General features: G+C 72.0%; 15 protein-coding genes and 1 pseudogene. 7 read left to right on the top strand and 9 right to left on the bottom strand.

Features of this window, described 5'->3' with window-relative positions; genetic code table 11:
* Positions 1–156 precede the first annotated feature (156 nt).
* Positions 157–975, bottom strand: coding sequence for an RNA polymerase subunit sigma-70 (locus AB0761_RS33505; RefSeq protein WP_377273003.1), 819 nt, complete (start codon positions 973–975; stop codon positions 157–159).
* A 327-nt stretch (positions 976–1,302) separates the two neighbouring features.
* On the opposite strand from AB0761_RS33505, the gene AB0761_RS33500 reads away from it, so the two are divergent.
* The gene (locus AB0761_RS33500; protein ID WP_377273002.1) at positions 1,303–1,932 is read left to right on the top strand and encodes a class I SAM-dependent methyltransferase; all 630 of its coding nucleotides are present in this window, start codon (positions 1,303–1,305) and stop codon (positions 1,930–1,932) included.
* 89 nt (positions 1,933–2,021) lie between these two features.
* Positions 2,022–2,672: a DUF2218 domain-containing protein gene (locus AB0761_RS33495; RefSeq protein WP_377273001.1), complete on the top strand. Its 651-nt coding sequence runs from the start codon at positions 2,022–2,024 to the stop codon at positions 2,670–2,672.
* Here the strand turns inward: AB0761_RS33495 and AB0761_RS33490 are convergent.
* Positions 2,578–3,075: a flavin reductase family protein gene (locus tag AB0761_RS33490; protein ID WP_377273000.1), complete on the bottom strand. Its 498-nt coding sequence runs from the start codon at positions 3,073–3,075 to the stop codon at positions 2,578–2,580. The two genes, AB0761_RS33495 and AB0761_RS33490, sit on opposite strands and share 95 nt — an antisense overlap.
* 37 nt (positions 3,076–3,112) lie before the next feature.
* On the bottom strand, positions 3,113–4,198 hold the full coding sequence (locus AB0761_RS33485) for a DUF5937 family protein (RefSeq protein ID WP_377272999.1): 1,086 nt from the start codon (positions 4,196–4,198) through the stop codon (positions 3,113–3,115).
* 47 nt (positions 4,199–4,245) lie between these two features.
* Between AB0761_RS33485 and AB0761_RS33480 the strand changes: the two are divergent.
* A pseudogene (locus tag AB0761_RS33480) lies at positions 4,246–5,542 on the top strand (MFS transporter).
* A gap of 246 nt (positions 5,543–5,788) precedes the next feature.
* Here the strand turns inward: AB0761_RS33480 and AB0761_RS33475 are convergent.
* Positions 5,789–7,429, bottom strand: coding sequence for a glycoside hydrolase family 43 protein (locus AB0761_RS33475; RefSeq protein ID WP_377272998.1), 1,641 nt, complete (start codon positions 7,427–7,429; stop codon positions 5,789–5,791).
* Between the two features lie 689 nt (positions 7,430–8,118).
* Here AB0761_RS33475 and AB0761_RS33470 point away from each other — a divergent pair.
* Positions 8,119–8,940, top strand: a complete 822-nt coding sequence (locus AB0761_RS33470; RefSeq protein ID WP_377272997.1) for a GNAT family N-acetyltransferase — start codon at positions 8,119–8,121, stop codon at positions 8,938–8,940.
* Positions 8,941–9,267: 327 nt separating this feature from the next.
* Here the strand turns inward: AB0761_RS33470 and AB0761_RS33465 are convergent, their stop codons facing one another.
* Both AB0761_RS33465 and AB0761_RS33460 read right to left on the bottom strand, forming a co-directional pair.
* Positions 9,268–10,569: a YbfB/YjiJ family MFS transporter gene (locus tag AB0761_RS33465; RefSeq protein ID WP_377272996.1), complete on the bottom strand. Its 1,302-nt coding sequence runs from the start codon at positions 10,567–10,569 to the stop codon at positions 9,268–9,270.
* Positions 10,566–10,808 (bottom strand): hypothetical protein, encoded by a 243-nt coding sequence (locus tag AB0761_RS33460; protein WP_377272995.1) that lies wholly within the window; start codon positions 10,806–10,808, stop codon positions 10,566–10,568. The genes AB0761_RS33465 and AB0761_RS33460 overlap by 4 nt, the downstream gene beginning before the upstream one ends.
* Before the next feature lie 467 nt (positions 10,809–11,275).
* Between AB0761_RS33460 and AB0761_RS33455 the strand changes: the two genes are divergently transcribed.
* On the top strand, positions 11,276–12,331 hold the full coding sequence (locus AB0761_RS33455; protein ID WP_377272994.1) for an alpha/beta fold hydrolase: 1,056 nt from the start codon (positions 11,276–11,278) through the stop codon (positions 12,329–12,331).
* Between the two features lie 180 nt (positions 12,332–12,511).
* Here the strand turns inward: AB0761_RS33455 and AB0761_RS33450 are convergent, their stop codons facing one another.
* On the bottom strand, positions 12,512–13,078 hold the full coding sequence (locus AB0761_RS33450; protein WP_377274466.1) for a CGNR zinc finger domain-containing protein: 567 nt from the start codon (positions 13,076–13,078) through the stop codon (positions 12,512–12,514).
* 258 nt (positions 13,079–13,336) lie between these two features.
* Between AB0761_RS33450 and AB0761_RS33445 the strand changes: the two genes are divergently transcribed.
* Together AB0761_RS33445 and AB0761_RS33440 are read left to right on the top strand one after the other, a co-directional pair.
* Positions 13,337–13,987: a DsbA family oxidoreductase gene (locus tag AB0761_RS33445; protein WP_377272993.1), complete on the top strand. Its 651-nt coding sequence runs from the start codon at positions 13,337–13,339 to the stop codon at positions 13,985–13,987.
* A 402-nt stretch (positions 13,988–14,389) separates the two neighbouring features.
* Positions 14,390–14,566, top strand: coding sequence for a hypothetical protein (locus AB0761_RS33440; protein WP_377272992.1), 177 nt, complete (start codon positions 14,390–14,392; stop codon positions 14,564–14,566).
* Between the two features lie 608 nt (positions 14,567–15,174).
* On the opposite strand, the gene AB0761_RS33435 is transcribed toward AB0761_RS33440, so the two are convergent.
* On the bottom strand, positions 15,175–15,690 hold the full coding sequence (locus AB0761_RS33435) for a VOC family protein (protein ID WP_377272991.1): 516 nt from the start codon (positions 15,688–15,690) through the stop codon (positions 15,175–15,177).
* A 75-nt stretch (positions 15,691–15,765) separates the two neighbouring features.
* The gene (locus AB0761_RS33430; RefSeq protein WP_377272990.1) at positions 15,766–16,326 is read right to left on the bottom strand and encodes an NADPH-dependent FMN reductase; all 561 of its coding nucleotides are present in this window, start codon (positions 16,324–16,326) and stop codon (positions 15,766–15,768) included.
* Positions 16,327–16,658 lie beyond the last annotated feature (332 nt).

The raw sequence follows: 16,658 nt of genomic DNA, 5'->3' as shown, positions 1-16,658 counted from the left end.
CCGCCTTCCCGGTACTGCTCCACGGAGAGTGCCGGGGGTTCCGTGACCGGGTATGACGGGGCCCGCTTCCCCCTCGAAAGCGGGCCCCGAGTCGTGGTGTGCGCTCGTGGTGCGGGCGGTGTGCGGATGCCCGGGCACCAGCGTCGCGGCGCCCGGCTACATCCGGTCGGGCAGCCCGAACCGCCGGACCAGGACGGAGTCATGGAAGGCGGTGACGGCGGCGACGGACGGTCCGCGCACCGTGAGGACCTGGATCGCGAAGGCCTCGCCGTCCAGGTACATCGCAAAGCCCGGCTGCCCGTTGGCCTCCACCGGAACCAGCCGGATCCGCTTGCCGCCGCGCAGCCGGGCCGTCAGCAGCCGGACGACGCTGTCCCGGTCGGCGAACCAGGCCGGGTTGGGCGGCATCTGCCAGACCGCGTCCTCGGTCAGCAGCCGGGTCAGGGAGGCGATGTCGGCCCGTTCGAAGGCGTCGGCGTAGCGGTCGAGCAGCTCGCGCTGCTGCGGCTCGGCCGGCTCGGCGATCTCGTCGATGACCGGGTCGAGCCGGTCCAGCCGGGCCCGCGCCCGCTGCAGCGTACTGTGCACCGCCGCCGGGGTGATGCCGAGTATGCCCGCGGCCTCCTCGGCCGGCCACGCCAGTACGTCCCGCAGGATGAGCACGGTCCGCTGCTGCACGGGCAGGTGCTGGAGCGCCGCGATGAGCGCCAGCCGCAGCCCGGTCCGCCCGGCCACGATCGCCGCCGGGTCGCCCTGCGCGTCGGGTATCGGCTCCAGCCAGGGGATCTCCGGATCCCTGCGGCCCAGCGCGTCCGGGTCGGTGGCCGGGCCTCCCAGCCCGGCCGGCAGCACCCGGCGGCTGCCGTGCCGCAGTGCGTTCAGGCAGGCGTTGGTGGCGATCGGTAGAGCCAGGTGCGCAGCGAGGCGCGGCCCTCGAAGCCCTCGCCGCGGCCGGAGTGTGCCGGTGTCCACCACGCCCGCCTCCGCCACAGCGGTGACGGGGCGCCAGTTGCTGAGGCCGTCCGCTCCCCGCTGCCGGCCTGTGCTCCGCCACCGGCACCGCTGTCAGCACCCAGGACCGTCCCCACGCAGGGGGTGGTTCCGGCACCTTCACCCGCCCCGCAGCCATCAGCGGCGCCACATCCCCCTGCGCGCAGCGGTCCGCATCCATGCCCTCGCTCCACGACTTCGACACCTTCCAAGGGTACACAATGACGCACCGAAGTCATTCCGTATTGACCAAGACACTCTGTATCGATAAAGCTGTCGGCACACAGTCCCGAGCAGAACGGGGAACCCTCCATGGCCGACGCAGCTCCCACCCCTCGCCCCAGCAGCCCCCACCCGCGGAGACCCGAGGAGCTGTACACAAGCCCTCCTCCCTGGGACATCGGCCGGCCCCAGCCGGCCCTCCTCGCCCTCGCCGAAGCAGGATCCATACGCGGACGGGTACTTGACGCGGGCTGCGGCACCGGGGAGCACACCCTCATGGCAGCCCGCCTCGGCCTGGACGCCACCGGCGTCGACCTCGCCACCTCGGCCCTCGGCATCGCCGTCGGAAAGGCGGAGGAACGCGGGCTCACCGCACGCTTCCTGCAACACGACGTGCTGCATCTGGCCCGTCTCGTGGAGACCTTCGACACCGTGCTCGACTCACTGGTCTTCCACGGCTTCAGCGGTGACGACCGCACGGCCTATGTCGAGAGCCTTCGCACCGCGACCACACCCGGCGGGCGCCTCTTCGTGCTGTCCTTCCGTGACGAGCCGCCGGCCCCTTCCGGCCGCCCGCACCGGGTGACACCGGACGAGATCCGCACGGCCTTCGCCTCCGGATGGCAGATCGACGCCATCGACGCCATCACCGTCGACACCGCGCTCCCCTCCCTCCCGGAGGGCATCCGCGGCTGGCGCACCGCCCTCACCAGGATCTGAGAAGCACCGCACACAGCGCCCCCGTGGCCGGAGGCGCGCCGCCGACGTCCGCGCCGACGGCGTCCCGCCGTCCAGGAAGAAGGAAGACCATGCCCACCGCCGAAGCCCATGTCGCAACCGGCCGCGGAAGCCGGTACCTCACCCAGCTCTGCCGCCACCTCGACCGGATGTCCCTGATGAACCATCAGCCCGGCACCGCCCCGCACGCCGGACACACCCCTCCTCAGGTGCAGCACGTCGACTACTCCGACACCCACGGCGTCGTCCGCTTCGCCGAGGGCAGGTGGACCCTGCACGCCACACCCGACACCCTCACGCTGCGCGTCGAGGCCGACGACGAGCAGACCCTGCAACGGCTCCGGGACGCCGCCACCGCCCGCCTTGAGAAGATCGGCCGACGTGACCGGCTGACGGTGACATGGAACCCGTCGGCGGAACCGCTCGGCGACGCCGGCGGCACGGCTTCCGCTGCCGGAGTACGACCCGGCAGGCACCGGGGGCACGGCAGGACGCTGGGCGTGGCGGCGGTGGCCGCAGCGGTGATCGGTCTGCATCTGGGGCTGGGCGGAGCAGCCCTGGCCGCCTCGGCATGGACCGGCCTGGCCGCCGACGCCGTCCTGGCGGTCGTCGCGCTGAAGGTCGTCCTCATGGGCGGCCATATCGCCCTGGGCCGTCTCGCCGTCCGCCGCGGCAGGTCGGTCGGACTCCCTTGGACGCGGCGCCGCACCCCGTCCGAATAAGGCCGGACAAGCGCCGCCTCCTTGCCGAGCCGTCGACAGGGAGGGCGAAGGCGGCCGCGCGCCGGCCGGGGATCGCACACGGGGCCGACTCCTTCGTACGCTCGGCGCGGCCGGAGCGCTGATCCTGGTTGGGGACGGGGGCAGCGGGTTCCAGGCGCCGGAACCGGCCTGCGTGGAACACCTGCGGCGCCACCGCGCCACCGGTGCCCGGTGAGTGGACCCGGAGCAGGACGATGTCGTGGTCGCCTGCCCGGATGTGCTGATCGACGCTGCAGTCGAACCAGGCGCTCGCACCGTCGGTCAGCACCGCCCCGTCGGGGACCGCCCCGTCGGGGGTGGCACGCCAGCAGGCGGTCGCGCCGGTACCGCTCGGCGGGCTGCCGAGCCGGGTGACGCTTCCCAAGGCGGTGGTTGCCCGCGTTCCGACGGAGGGAAGCCGCTCAACGCAGTACGGCCGCCAGCAGGTCGGCGCCCAACGCCGTCAGATCAGGCAGATTGAGGGTGTACCGGACGTAACGACCCTGCCGCCGAGCGGTGAGCAGGCCTGCGCGGCGCAGGACGGCAAGGTGGCGGGACACCTCCGGGGGCGAGAGTTCCCAGAAGTGGGCCAGCTCGCCGGTGGTGTGCGGGCCGCGGGCCAGGGTGCGCAGCAGCCGCAGCCGTACCGGATGTGCGAGCGCCTCCAGCCGGAGGGTGACCGTTTCCAGGGAGACCGGCTCCGCCGGACTCGGCTCGGCGACGGGGTACTGCACCACCGGATGCCATCCGGGCGCATGGACCGCCACCAGGTGCGGGCGGCCGAAGACGCTGGGGATGAAGGTGACCCCGGCGCCACGGGCAGCGGTCGCCTTGTCCTGCACCTTGTCCACGATGATGCAGTCGCCGTCCGGCGCCAGGGTGACCGCGCCGGAGACCGAGGCGAGTGCCGCCCCGATGCCGTGGCGCCTGAGCAGTTCGTTCTTCAGGCGCAGATCGGTGGCGAGCTGCATCGCGACGTCCGCCCAGGCGCCGTCGAAGAATGCCTCGGCGCATGCTTCGAGGGTGTGGCGCACCCGCGCCCGCACCGCGGCCGGGTCCGCGAGCAGCCGTTCCGCGAAGGCCTCCTGCAGAGCGCCGCGGGCCTGGGCCACGTCCAGGGCCCGCTCGCGTGCGGCCTTGTCGGTGAGCGGCGACGACCCGGGGAAATGGACCCGGTTGCTGCCGCACGTGGTGACGAGCGCGGCGGTCACATATGTCTCGTCGTCGATCCGGTCCACGTCGTCCAGCTCTTCGGCGAGGCTCGACCGGGGCCGTGCGGGGATCATGAAGTCGGCCTGTGAGGAACGCCAGAGGAACTCCGCCTCCCTGAGCCGCTCGGCCAGCTCCGGCCGCAGCCCGGCCCAGACGTCCGCGGCCCAGCCCGCGAACTGCGGATGGTGACCGGGTTCGGCCAGCACATGCAGCATCGCGGTCAGCTCGGCCAGCGGAGAGGCGGCGAAGCGCAGTCGCTCGGACGGCAGGCCGCTGATGTCGATCCTCAGCGTCATCCCCTCATCATCGCCGCCGGACGACCTCGCGACGGCGTCGATTGACGATGTGCGTCAACCGACGTGCCCTGCCCCAGCAGCGGAACGCACCGTCTGACGTTGTGGCAACCATCACCAGAATCCAGCCCCGTGCCCTCGTCCGCGCCTCCGGAGGCCCCCGCTATGCCGTCGCCCTGGCCGTGGACGCGCTGGGCACCGGCCTGCTGCGGCCCTTTCTGCTGCTCTACGGCGTCAACGTACTGAGGCTGTCCGCGCCCGTCACCGGCACCGCCATGACGGTCGGCATCGTCGCGGGCCTGATGTGCATGCCCGCGGTAGGCCGATGGCTGGACCGCGGCGCGCGCAGCACGGTCGTGGCGGCGTCGATGCTGGTGCGGGTGGTGGGCGTGGCGCTGCTGTTGGCCGCCCCGGCGGGACACGTCTGGCTCTTCGCGACGGCGGCACTCTTCCTCGGCATCGGCAACCAGGCATGGCCTGCCGCCCACGCCGCGCTCGTGGCCACGGTCGCCCACGGCCGAGACCGCGACACCGCCCTCGCGGGGGCCCGCGCCCTGCGCAACGCCGCCCTGGGCGTCGGAGCACTCCTTGCCACCGTATGCCTGGCGGGCGGCACCGCCCAATTGCGGGCGCTGGCAGCTGTCACTGCGCTCGCCTACCTTGCCGCAGCCGCGTTGGCGTGGTCGGTCCACGTGCACGCACATCCGGCGGAGGCCGCCGCGGCCAAGGGCCGGGACGACGAACCCGCACCCCGAATGGTCGCGCTGCTGGCCGCCAATGTGGTCTATGTCTTCTGCCTCAACGTCCCCGAGATCGCGCTCCCTGGTCCTGGTGACGCAGTTCCACGCATCCCTGGTGTGGCCGGCAGCCGTCTTCGTGGCCAACACGGTGCTGGTCGTCACCCTGCAGGTGCCGGTCACCGTCCTCCTGTCACGCTTCTCCCGGCGGGCCGTGCTGGCCCTCTCCGGCGTGGTGCTGACCGCGTCCTACCTCGGCTTTCTCGTGGCCACCTCACTGGGACACGGCTGGGGTACCCCGGCCGTCGCCGCGGTGTCCGTGGTCTGCACGATCGGCGAGATCATCTACGCCGGCAGCGCCACCGCGCTCGTCACCGCACTCGCCCCGGCCCATCTCCTGGGACGCGCCGTGGCTCGCTTCCAGCTCTCCACGGGCTTCGGCCTCGCCGTCTCCCCGGCGGTCATCACCACGCTCGCACCCCACGGCCCGGCCGCCCTCTGGGGCAGCCTCGCCGCCGCGACACTCCTCTCCGCCTCCGCCGTTGCCACCGAGAAGGACCAAGGAACACGGCTCAGCAGTTGCCGCCCCCGGATGCGAGCAGACTTGTGAGCTCGGCGATCGCCTCCGGCGACGGTTCGAAGCGGCGGCGGACGTCCCCGCCGTCAACGCCCCGCCGGCCGGCCGCCAACGCAGCATCCGCTGCACGGGAGTTGGAGGATCCAGCCGGGGTGGACAAGAGCAGCGAAGCCCCCGACGGCAAGGGCCGACCCCGGTCGACAACCCGCCCGCCAGGGGCTTCGCTGTTCCCCTCACTCCAACTGCTCCGCCTCACAGTGCACGGGCATGGGAAGCAGCTCAGTGGGTCCGGTAGGTCGCATGGTGGAAGTCGGCGTAACCACCGTCCGCGCCCAGGTCGTGAACCCACAGCCCCAGGAAGGCACCGGTGAAGGCGGGGCCGGCCGGCCGGCCTTCGAGCGGGTTCTCGCCTGCGTACTCGTCGGACAGGATCGTGGCGTCGCAGACGGCGTCCAGATCTCGCCAGTCGTCTGCGGCAAGGGCGTAACCGAAACGGGCCCGGCCGCCGTCGACGGTGACGCGCAGGTGGATCTCGCCGGTTGCGGGCAGGTCGGTGACCGCCAGCGGGTGTTCGCTCCGGCGGCCGTCGTCGGACGTCTCGACGTGAAGCGTCCGGGATGTGTCGTCGCCGGTGATGTAGGCGTAGTGCCAGTTGTGGGTGTCGTAGTAGGCGGTGATACCGGCGAACTGGTGCGGGCTGCGGGGCGTGAAGGAGACGGTGGTCTCCAGGGAGCAGTGACGGGCGGTGACGCGGCGGGCGACCAGGCTGGGGGTGCGCTTGCCCCGGGGCGACTGCCCACCGCGGATCCGCAGACGGCCCGGCTGCGTGAGGTCGATCCAGTCGTCGCCCGCCGGGCGACGGAGGGTGGCCCAGCGGAGCCCGAGGCGGGGGCCGTCGAAGTCGTCGCGCTCGGGTTCCGGCGCGAAGGGCGCGGCGGGCAGGGCGGGGGCGGGCACGGTCAGGTGCGGTACGGCGTCGGCGACGCGGGGCCATCCGTCGCCGGTCCAGGTGATCTTCTGGATCGCAGTCTCGCGGCCCATGATGCACCGTCCACGGGTGGTGTGGGGGCGCCCGACGAGGTGGGCCAGGTACCACTCGCCCGCGGGGGTCTCGACCAGGCTGGCGTGGCCGGCCTTCTGCAGGGGCAGTTCGGGGTTGTTCCGCGAGGTGAGGGTGGGACCCGCCGGGTCGGACTCGTACGGCCCGAGGAGGTTGCGGGAGCGGGCGACGGTGACCTGGTGGTTCCAGACGGTGCCGCCCTCGGCGGTCATGAGGTAGTACCAGCCGTCCCGCTGGTAGATGTGGGGGCCTTCGGTGACCCCGGCGTCCGTGCCGGAGTAGATCAGGTGGACGTCGCCGACGAGGCTGCCCTTGGCGCAGTCCCACTGCTGCGCCTGGATACCGCCGAAGAAGTTGCGGCCGGGGCGCCAGTCCCCGTTGACGGACAGGAACCAGCAGGTGCCGTCGGGGTCATGGTGCAGCGAGGCGTCGAATCCACGGGCATGGGCGGGGACCGGGTCGGACCAGGGGCCGGTGATGTCGGTGGCGGTGGTGACGTAGTTCTGAGCGTCCCACCACTCGCCGCGGTAGTTGTCGACGCGGGTGAAGACCAGATGGAAGCGGCCGTGGGCGTAGGAGAGGCAGGGCGCCCAGATGCCACCGGAGTCGGGGACTCCGCTCAGGTCGAGGAGTCGGCGCTCGTCGAGGACGCCGCCCAGGGACTGCCAGTGGACCAGGTCGCGGGAGTGGTGCAGCGTGACGCCGGGGTACCACTCGAAGGTCGAGGTGGCGAGGTAGTACTCCTGGCCCACCCGCAGGATCGACGGGTCGGGGTGGAAGCCGGGGAGGACGGGGTTGGTGATGGTTGCGCCGTCGGTGCTGCTGCCGGCGGACGAGGGCAGGGTCGACTCGGTGGTCATGGGTTCCTCTCGCAGATGCGGTCCGGCCACCTGCCGGAGCCGGCGTCGGTCCACCAGGTGGGCTGGTCAGGTGCGGGGCGGGGACGGAGCGGCTGCGGCCGGGGTGGACGGATGTGTGCGCCGTACTGGCGCGGAAGTCCCGCAGGGGCAGGTGCGGAAGGCCTGGCGACGGCTGCAACGGCCGCGCAGACTCCGGCGTTGCTTGTGATCATGAACGGCCCCCGTCGAAACTTTTCGAGAAAATTTCCGACTGCTTCTGGATGAGAAGCTAGATTTCCCGTGACGCCACGTCAATCCGATGCCATGTAACGAAAAGGTCTCGATGCTTGTGCGGGTCTGCCCCTGCGGTGTCCTGACGACAGATCGGAACTCAGGGACAAGGTGTCGCCCAGGATTGCCCCTCGCCTCCGTCGAGCCGGAAGCCGATTGAACCCGCCGGAGCGACGGAGAGCAGCTCGCATGGTCTGCTAAATATTTCGCTCGTAATCGCGAAAGTTTTCACCTTCTGTCAAACTCTGGAGCCTCTGCCAGGCAGTTTGCGGCTGCGACTGGAGGACGAGAACGGCCTCGACGAGGTCCGCCAGAGCGCCCGCAGCCGACCGCGGCCGGTCCCCGCACCGGCCGCCACGGCTCTGAGTGGCCTGTGGGGCGCGTCGCCTACCGGTCGACCGATGGGGGACGCAAGCGGAATGCAGTTGCCGCGTTTCGGTGATCGATGGTGGAGTACCGGAGTGCGAAACAAGACCGTGCTTGCCCTGTTCGATGAGCAGCTGCGACAGAACGCCCAGCCGGACGACCCGGCGGCGAGGGTCGAGCGCATCGGCGATGTGGTGCGCCAGGTCGGCGCCGGCGCCGACGACTGGAACGGGGTGGTCTGGTCCGACCTGGACGACGTGACCGCCGATGCGGCGATCGCCGCGCAGGTGGACCATTTCACCTCACTGGGGCGCGAGTTCGAGTGGAAGCTCTACACCCACGACACGCCCGCTGATCTCTCCGGCCGACTGCTCGCTGCCGGTTTCTCCCCCGAGCCTGCCGAGACCTTGCTGGTCGCCGAGATCACCGCACTCAAGGCCGACGCCGAACTCCCCGACGGCATCCGGCTGCTGCCCGTCACCGACGCCTCCGGGGTGCATCTCGCAGCGGACGTCCACGAGCAGGCGTTCGGGACCGACGCCGGCCGGCTGCGGCACCGCCTTCTCGCCCAGCTGAGCAGGCGGCCGGAGACATTCAGCATGGCCGTCGCGATGGCCGGCGACGTACCGGTGTGCGCCGCCCGGATGGAACTGCACCCTGGAACCGACTTCGCCGGCCTGTGGGGTGGAGGCACCGTGCCCTCATGGCGGGGCCGCGGCATCTACCGGGCGCTGGTCGCGCATCGGGCACGCATCGCCGCCGAGGCGGGCTACCGCTATCTGCAGGTCGACGCCTCCGACGAGAGCCGCCCGATCCTGGAGCGACTGGGGTTCACGCCCTTGAGCACGACCGTCCCCCATGTGTTCCGGCCCTGAAGCTGCCGGGTACGGGACGACCCCACGCAGGTAACCTCCCCGGGCTGCGACCGGAGTGCCGTCCTCCCGGAACGTCGTCGACGCCCTTCGTTCCAGCAGACGGGCTGCCCCGCGTGGCCACGCAGCGGTGGACGGTGATCACCCGACCCGTCGGGGCGACGGCCCTCGGCCCGGCGGACGACGCACCAGGGTCCCGCTGTGTGTACGGCTTCGCCGAAGGCCTGCTGTCTCGGCGACGCGGCAGTACCGCGGCGGCGGGCCATGGCCGGCGAGCTCGACGGAGACCGGACCTCTCCCCGTCGCTGCCGGACTCACCCGGGCGAGCTGTCACGGTCGGTCCGCGTCAGCCTCGGCAAGGACGGCGGGCGCACACTGCGGCCCCGCACCGGGTTCCGAAGCCACGACCGGGAGGCCCGGCGCCGGCATCCGGTGCGGAAAACCGGCGCGAAGGACGACAGCCGCGACGGCCGCCGCCAGGACGATGCAGGACGCGAGGACGAGGGCCTGCTGGTAGCCGTGGTGGAGCAGAGGCGTGGCGACCAGCGGACCGAGGATCTGGCCGACGGAGTAGCCGGCTGTCAGCAGCGCCACCGAGCGCGGGAACCGCAGATGGTTGCCTGCCGCGAGGGCGAGGGTGCTGACCCCGAGGAACGTCGCACCGAAGAGGACCGCCGAGATCAGTGCCGGTGCGACTCCACCGACCAGAGCGGGAAGGGCGATGCCGACGGCCTGCACCAGCAGCGCGGCCAGCAGGAGATCGGGGCGGGACCAGCGCCTGCCCAGCCCCGCCCAGAGCGCGGAGGAGGGGACGGCCGCCACACCGACCAGCACCCAGGCGGCGCTGCCGATCCAGCCCGGTGAACTCTGCCCGATGGCGGCGACCAGGAATGTCCCGGCGATGATGTAGCCGATGCCCTCCAGCGTGTAGGAGGCCAAGAGCGCGGTGAACCATCGGTGTGTCCGCAGGCCGTCGGCCGACCGCCGCGCCCCGCGCGCGCCCGGCACTGCCTGGGCTGTCGCGGCCTGGGCGGCCTCGGGCCGCAGCCCCCACGACGGGATGGTGAACAGGGCGGACAGGGCTGCGCAGGCCCACCATGCGACCTGCCAGTCGGCGACGGTGCGCAGGACCAGGACGAGCAGTCCGGACAGCGCGATGCCTGCGCCGACCCCGCCGAAGCCCCAGCCGGGCAGATGGGCGGGGTGGTCGCGCAGGTGGCTGAGCAGGGAGCTGACAGCGATCACAAAGACCAGCGCGCTGCCGGCTCCCGCGAGCAGCCGGAGCAGCAGCCAGACGGCAACGGCGTGCGTCAGCGGCATCGCGGCGAGGGTCGCGGTCAGCATCAGCAGGCAACCGCGCAGCACGGCCGGGGAACGCGCCAGCCCCGGCAGGACGATCCCGGCCAGGGCGCCGGCGAGGTATCCGATGTAGTTGGCGACGGCCAGGTCGGCGCCCGCCGCGGCCGACAGGCCGGCCTGCGCGTGCATCAGCGGGAGGATCGGCGTGTAGACGAAACGGCCGACGCCCATGGCTGCCGCCAGTGCGGCGGCGGCCTGGACGACATGCACCCAGGGTGAGCGGGGCGCGGCGCCGGACGCGGCGGTGCTGTACGGGCCGGATGTTGTGGTCATGGAGTGGTCCTCGGCAGGGCGGCGGTGCGATCGGGACGCTGCGGCGCCGCACGTCGCCACAGGCGCGGGGCTCCAGGGGCCTTGCCGATGACGGCGGACGGGACGTCGGGCGCGGGGTCGGTCGGTGGCCGCAGGGCGACGCTGCCGGGCGGTACGGTCCGTCCGCCCGGCAGCCGCGTGCTGAGCGGCTGCCGCGTGGCGCCGTGCCGCTGCCGGGTGACGTGGTGCCGGATTGCCATGACCCGAGACTGCGCCGACAGCTGGGCCGGGCGCCAGGACCGGCTTCCTCACTGCTGGTAGGCAGGACCTCCCACCCCCGGCGGCACGGGGGAAACGCCCGCCGCGGCCGGACCCCGGTCGGCCCTCCCGGCAGGCACCGCAGCCTTCGACCTGGGCGACCCGGGCCGTTCGCCCCGGCCGCGCCTCGTCCGACGGCCCAGGGCGGTACTCGCGGGGCGGCCCACCCGGACGGGTGATGAGAGGTGTCGCCGCCCAGGAGAGGGAAACGCGTCCGGGCACGGAAGCTGCCTGCACACGCAAGGTGAGAGCGAGGAGCCCCCACGCGGCGGGCGCCCACCGCTCTTGCGACGGCGCAGCGGCGTCCCAGGCCGGGCCGGAGAGCCCCGGCACCGCGCCCGGGTTCCGGGTCCGGGTCCGGGTCCGGGTCCGGGTCCGGGTCTGGTGCACGGACGGAAAGAGATCCCACATGATCGACAGGCGGACATTCGGCAAGGTCTTCGGTGCGGGCGCCGCCGCGGCCTCGTTGGGCGGCTGGCCCACGCGGTCCTCGGGCCCGGCCCCGGCGGACGCACCAGGCACCGGGATGCCGGCCGACCCACTCACCGCGAGCGCGGGGGGCCAGGCCCTCTTCGGCCCGCTGAAACAGATCCGTGCCGGGGTCCTGAACGTCGGCTGTGTCGATCTCGGCCCGGCCGACGGACCGGCGGTGATCCTGCTGCACGGCTGGCCGTACGACATCCACAGCTACGAAAAGGCAGCCCCGCTGCTGGCAGCGCAGGGATACCGGGTCATCGTGCCGTATCTGCGCGGATACGGCACGACCCGGTTCCTCTCCGAGCACACCTTCCGCAACGCCCAGCAGTCGGTGATAGCGCTCGACATCATCGCCCTGATGGACGCCCTCAAGATCGAGAAGGCGATACTCGGCGGCTACGACTGGGGCTCCCGGACCGCCGACATCATCGCGGCCCTCTGGCCGCAGCGGTGCAAGGCGCTGGTGTCCGTCGCCGGCTACCTGATCACCAACCGGGCGGCCAACAAACTGCCCCTCCCGCCCAAGGCCGAATGGGCCTGGTGGTACCAGTACTACTTCGCCACCGAGAGGGGTGTGCTGGGCCTGGAGAAGAACCGGCGCGAACTGGCGGAGCTCGTCTGGAAGTTCAACTCTCCGACCTGGAACTTCGACAAGGCCGCCTTCGACCGGACGGCGGCCGCGTTCGACAATCCGGACTACGTCAGCATCGTCGTCTTCAACTACCGCTGGCGGCTGAGCCTGGTCAAGGGCGAGCCGCAGTACGACGACATCGAGAGGCGGCTGGCCCAGGGCCCCGCCATCGCTCGGCCGGCCATCACCCTGGACGGTGAGGTCGACCCCTTCACGCCTGCCGGGAACGGGTCCCTCTACCGCAACAAGTTCACGGGCAGGTACGCACACCGGACGCTGAAGGGAATCGGCCACAACGTGCCCCAGGAAGCCCCCGAGGCATTCGCTCAGGCCATCGTCGACGTCGACCGCTTCTGAGCCGGAGAGCCGGAGCCGGAGCCGGAGCCGGCTCCGGTGATGCCGGGGCCGCCCGATGGGGCCGGAACGGCCCGCCCGTCCCGGGGCTGCCCGGCCCGGGAGGCCCGCGGCTGCCCGCGATCGGGAGTGCCCGCGCCCGAGGCGCCGGTCGGGATGCCCGAAGCCCGCGGACCCGCGGTCCTACCGAGCCGCCACCGAAGGAGCCGATGTGCTCGCCCGCTTGCGGGCGCGGTAGGCGGCGGCCTTGACCCTGTTTCCGCACGGGTCCATGGCGCACCACTCCCGCCGCCCACCGCGCGACCGGTCCAGGTAGATCTGTGTGCACTCGGGCCGGCTGCACTCCTTGAGCAGCGACCCCTCCGGTCCGCTGAGCACGTCGATGGCCTGGCGGGCGAGTGAGGACAGGGCCTGCTCTGGGGTCGCCTGGACCCGGCGCCCTTCCGCGGTGAGTTGCGGGATGGCGGACGGCTCACCGGCCGTGCGGTTGACCAGGTCGAGCGCATCGGTGTCGTAGTCCTCACCGGCCAGCCTGGCGGCGATGAGCGCATGGACGGCCTCGCGGAGAGCCACCGCCTCGGCGACGTCGGACGGTCGGCAGGCCGTCCCGCTGTCGACAAGGCCGGACTCGCGGAACCATGCCTCAAGACTCTCCGGCGAGGTGAGCATCTCCAGGGGCCGGGCATTGCGCCGGGCACGCAAGGTCCCCACGAAGTCCAGAATCGGGGTGCCGCAGGGGAAGGCATGCATCATGTCACCATCTTGGCTGGTGACGGAGTGCGGGGCAAGCAGGCCGCCCGGCAACCGCTCCGGCCTCCACCGTTCGGGCGCCACCCCCGGTCGCCCGGGCGCCGGGCCTTGGCCAATGCGATCACCTCACGCAAGGCGCGATCACGCCCACCGGCGCCGTCCACGCCGGGCGTCGCTATAGATGGTCGGTCGCCTATAGTGGACCGACCGACTATCCGGCGGCCCCTGCGGCCCTCGCCACCAAGGAGACACCGACTCATGCGCGTCGAGATCTGGACCGACATCGCCTGCCCCTGGTGCTACATCGGCCGAGCCCGTTTCGCACGGGCACTCGCGGCCTTCGAGCACCGGGACCAGGTCGAGGTGGTCCACCGGTCGTTCGAGCTCAACCCCGAGGCCGAGTCCCGCAACACACCCATCATCGAAGCCGTCGCCGCCCAGTACGGGCGCACCCGCGAGCAGCAGACAGCCCGCGAGGAGCAGGCCGCCACCGCGGCACGCTCCGAGGGACTCGGCTACCGCGTCGGAGGACGCGTCCACGGCAACACCTTCGACCTCCACCGCCTGCTGCACTTCGCCAAGAGCCAGGGCCTCCAGGCCGGACTGATGGAGCGCGCCTTCCAGGTGAACTTCGCGGACGAGCGGTCCATCTACGACACGGAGACCCTGGTCGCGCTGGCGGTGGAGGTGGGCCTGGAGGAGAGCGCGGCACGCAGGGTCCTCGCCGACTCACGCGCGTACGCGGCAGACGTACGGACGGACGAGCGGCGAGCCGCCGAACTGGGCGCCGGCGGCGTCCCGTTCTTCGTCCTGGACCAGAAGTACGGCATGGCCGGGCTGCAGCCCTTCGAGCTCTACTCCCAGGCGCTGAAGCAGGCATGGGAGAGCCGCACGGCCGCTCGGGCCTGACGCCCGACCCGCACAGCGGCAGACCTCGTCGCCGCCCAGCGCCCGAAAGGCGCCGCCGGCGCCCCCCTGCCGCGACGACGGACAGGGAAGCTCCGCTGTCCGGAACGGGTTCTCGACGGACCCGGCCCGGGGAATTCCGGCGGCCCGCCGCACAGAGTTCCCCCACACGCGGGCAGCAGCGCCCCCATGTCTCAACAGAGCGGGGGGTGACGCCTCGCCGTTGAGTCGGTCGCCATACGTCACCTCCTTGACAGGTGACGAATGGGGGAGCACTCTCAGATGAAACGGGCATCCGGGCCACCGAGTGCCCCGCTGTGAGGTCACCCGCGAAAGCGCAGCCCCACACCACCCCCGCCGGCCGGCCGGACCGTCCCGCCGCCGAAGCGCTGAGGAGACGATGCGATGCGGTCTGCACAGAACACCTCCGAGGCTGCCGAGGCGGCCCGCCGCGCCCGATTCGGCAGACTGCCGGAGCGCATCCGCCCCGAGGAGATGGTCGAGGAGCAGGCCGCGACGGTGCCCGATCCGGCGCGAGACACCTACAACTCCGACGAGTGGCTCGTCCGCTACTGCCTGTGAGCCCGTCCTCCACCCTCTGGAGAGTTCCCATGCGTATACCCAAACCCCTCCTGGCCGTGTCACTCGCGGTACTCGCCCTGGCCGTCTCCCTGGGCTGTTACGCCCAGGTGTTCTGACCACCGGCCAAGCACCGGCCGCACCGGCCCGCTCCGAGCTGCTCGGAGCGGGCCGGACGCGTCCCGGCACCGGCACCGCTTCGCGGGAGCTGCGACCGCAGTCCCGGCACGCCGGACCAACCACTGCGGCGCTCCCGACCACACGCACCAGCACGAGGGCCCGGCATGCCCGCAGCCGGTGAAGGCCGACGGCATGACCGCGACTGCTCGCTCCCCACCCACCCGGGGGGCCGGCACGGCCGACGCCCTCGTCGTCGCCGCACGGTCCGCAGTCGCGGGCTCTTCGACGGACTCCCCCGGGGCGGCGACCGGCCCTCGGAACCCGGCCTGCCGCCTCCCGCTCGGCGCGGTCGCGTCGCGTTTCCGGCACCGCGACGACCGGCACCCGGCCGTGCCGGGCAGAGCCCGAGGGCGCCGGGCGCACACGCGGCGGCGACCCGCGACCCGCTGAGCGGGTCCCGGGTCGCCGGCGCTGGATGTCGCCCTGATCGGTCAGAGCAGGTACTCACCGAGGGCGTGTCCCAGCGGCTCCCCGATGAGCTCCAGCCTGAGTCCGTTGGGATCGGCCACGAAGAGGCTGGGTGCGACCTCGCTCGACACCGTCATGTAGGGGAGGCCCCGCTCGTCCAGACGCCCCTTGATCTCGTCGAAGGTCTCCGCGGTGACCGACAGCGCCACATGGTGGCTGCCACCGACCGCCTCCTCGAACTCCGGGTGGGAATGCCCCGGGAAGTCGAAGAAGGCGATCATGTTCTCGCCCCCGACGTCGAAGAAGAAGTGGGTCGATCCGCGGTAGTCCCGGTTCTCCGCCAGGTCCACCAGCGGAAATCCCATGACATCCCGGTAGAAGAGAATGGTCTCCTCCACGTCCCTGGCGATGAACGCGGCGTGGTGGACTCCCCGCGCCGAGCTCGCCTGCCGCTCCGCGGAGGGGACGAGGTACTGCTGCCTCAGTTCGGCCTGGCGCTCCAGGAGCGCCTGCAGTTCCTCACCCTGCGGCTGTGCCATGTTCCCGGTCCTCTCTACGGGCTGCGCGGACATGGGCACCGTCGGCCGGACCGCGCGGCACCCCTGGTGGATGTGTCAGTTGGCGCGGAGCGGGGCGAGCGCGCCGGCCCAGGCGATGACCTGGTCGAGGGTGGTGGTCAGGGTGGCGTGCTGGATGTCGGCGGGCTTGAAGGTGGTGAAGTTCTCGAAGTCGGTGAAGAGCGAGAGGGCGACCTGGGAGCGCACATCGGCCATCTGGAGCTCCCCGGCGATCCCGCGCAGGTGCTCCACGGCGCGGGTGCCACCGGTGCCGCCGTAGCTGACGAAGCCGACGGCCTTGTTGTTCCACTCGGCGTAGAGGAAGTCGATGGCGTTCTTCAGGGCGCCGGGCACCGAGCGGTTGTACTCGGGGGTGACGATGATGAAGCCGTCGAAGGAAGCGATCTTCTCGGCCCAGGCCTGGGTGTGCGGCTGGGCGTACTGCCCCATCGACGGCGGGTAGGCCTCGTCGAGCAGCGGGAGCTTGTAGTCGTGGATGTCGACGAGCTCGAACGTGGCGTCGGCGCGCTGTGCGGCAACCTGGTGGACCCAGTGGGCGACGGCCTCCGCGTTGCGGCCGGGCCGGGTGCTGCCGACGATGATGCCGATCCTGGTCATGGTGGTGCCCCTTTTCATGTGGCGACACGGCGGAGCAATAAGCTTGCCGCGTCAAGCAAGTACTTCCACGCCAGTAGACCTCAGACTCCTTGACGCGTCAAGGAGGAGTTGTGGAAGAGGGTCGCCCGGGGGGCCTGGCAGCGGGCCGCAGTCCCGGCCGCGACGGCGCTCAGGCAGGCAGAAGCGCCCGGAGGGGGCGCGAACGCACCCCTCCATCGCCCGGCTCACGCATCCACAGGCGCCGCAGCGTCCGACAGCGAGGACTCCCCCGGCGAACTCGCCCGCGGTCCCGGCAGGACGCCGTCGGGGCAGCCGGGACGCTCCGTGCCGGC

The sequence above is a fragment of the Peterkaempfera podocarpi genome (assembly GCF_042466665.1).
Taxonomy (GTDB): domain Bacteria; phylum Actinomycetota; class Actinomycetes; order Streptomycetales; family Streptomycetaceae; genus Peterkaempfera; species Peterkaempfera podocarpi.
Note: the sequence above shows the minus strand (reverse complement) of the source record. Positions and strands in the feature narration are given on the sequence as shown.

Excerpts from the sequence above, each read along its gene's own strand:
- AB0761_RS33500 (WP_377273002.1), top strand. The coding sequence starts at position 1,303 with ATGGCCGACGCAGCTCCCACCCCTCGCCCCAGCAGCCCCCACCCGCGG.
- AB0761_RS33495 (WP_377273001.1), top strand. The coding sequence starts at position 2,022 with ATGCCCACCGCCGAAGCCCATGTCGCAACCGGCCGCGGAAGCCGGTAC.
- AB0761_RS33485 (WP_377272999.1), bottom strand. The coding sequence starts at position 4,198 with ATGACGCTGAGGATCGACATCAGCGGCCTGCCGTCCGAGCGACTGCGC.
- AB0761_RS33475 (WP_377272998.1), bottom strand. The coding sequence starts at position 7,429 with ATGACCACCGAGTCGACCCTGCCCTCGTCCGCCGGCAGCAGCACCGAC.
- AB0761_RS33470 (WP_377272997.1), top strand. The coding sequence starts at position 8,119 with ATGCAGTTGCCGCGTTTCGGTGATCGATGGTGGAGTACCGGAGTGCGA.
- AB0761_RS33465 (WP_377272996.1), bottom strand. The coding sequence starts at position 10,569 with ATGACCACAACATCCGGCCCGTACAGCACCGCCGCGTCCGGCGCCGCG.
- AB0761_RS33460 (WP_377272995.1), bottom strand. The coding sequence starts at position 10,808 with ATGGCAATCCGGCACCACGTCACCCGGCAGCGGCACGGCGCCACGCGG.
- AB0761_RS33455 (WP_377272994.1), top strand. The coding sequence starts at position 11,276 with ATGATCGACAGGCGGACATTCGGCAAGGTCTTCGGTGCGGGCGCCGCC.
- AB0761_RS33450 (WP_377274466.1), bottom strand. The coding sequence starts at position 13,078 with ATGCATGCCTTCCCCTGCGGCACCCCGATTCTGGACTTCGTGGGGACC.
- AB0761_RS33445 (WP_377272993.1), top strand. The coding sequence starts at position 13,337 with ATGCGCGTCGAGATCTGGACCGACATCGCCTGCCCCTGGTGCTACATC.
- AB0761_RS33440 (WP_377272992.1), top strand. The coding sequence starts at position 14,390 with ATGCGGTCTGCACAGAACACCTCCGAGGCTGCCGAGGCGGCCCGCCGC.
- AB0761_RS33435 (WP_377272991.1), bottom strand. The coding sequence starts at position 15,690 with ATGGCACAGCCGCAGGGTGAGGAACTGCAGGCGCTCCTGGAGCGCCAG.
- AB0761_RS33430 (WP_377272990.1), bottom strand. The coding sequence starts at position 16,326 with ATGACCAGGATCGGCATCATCGTCGGCAGCACCCGGCCCGGCCGCAAC.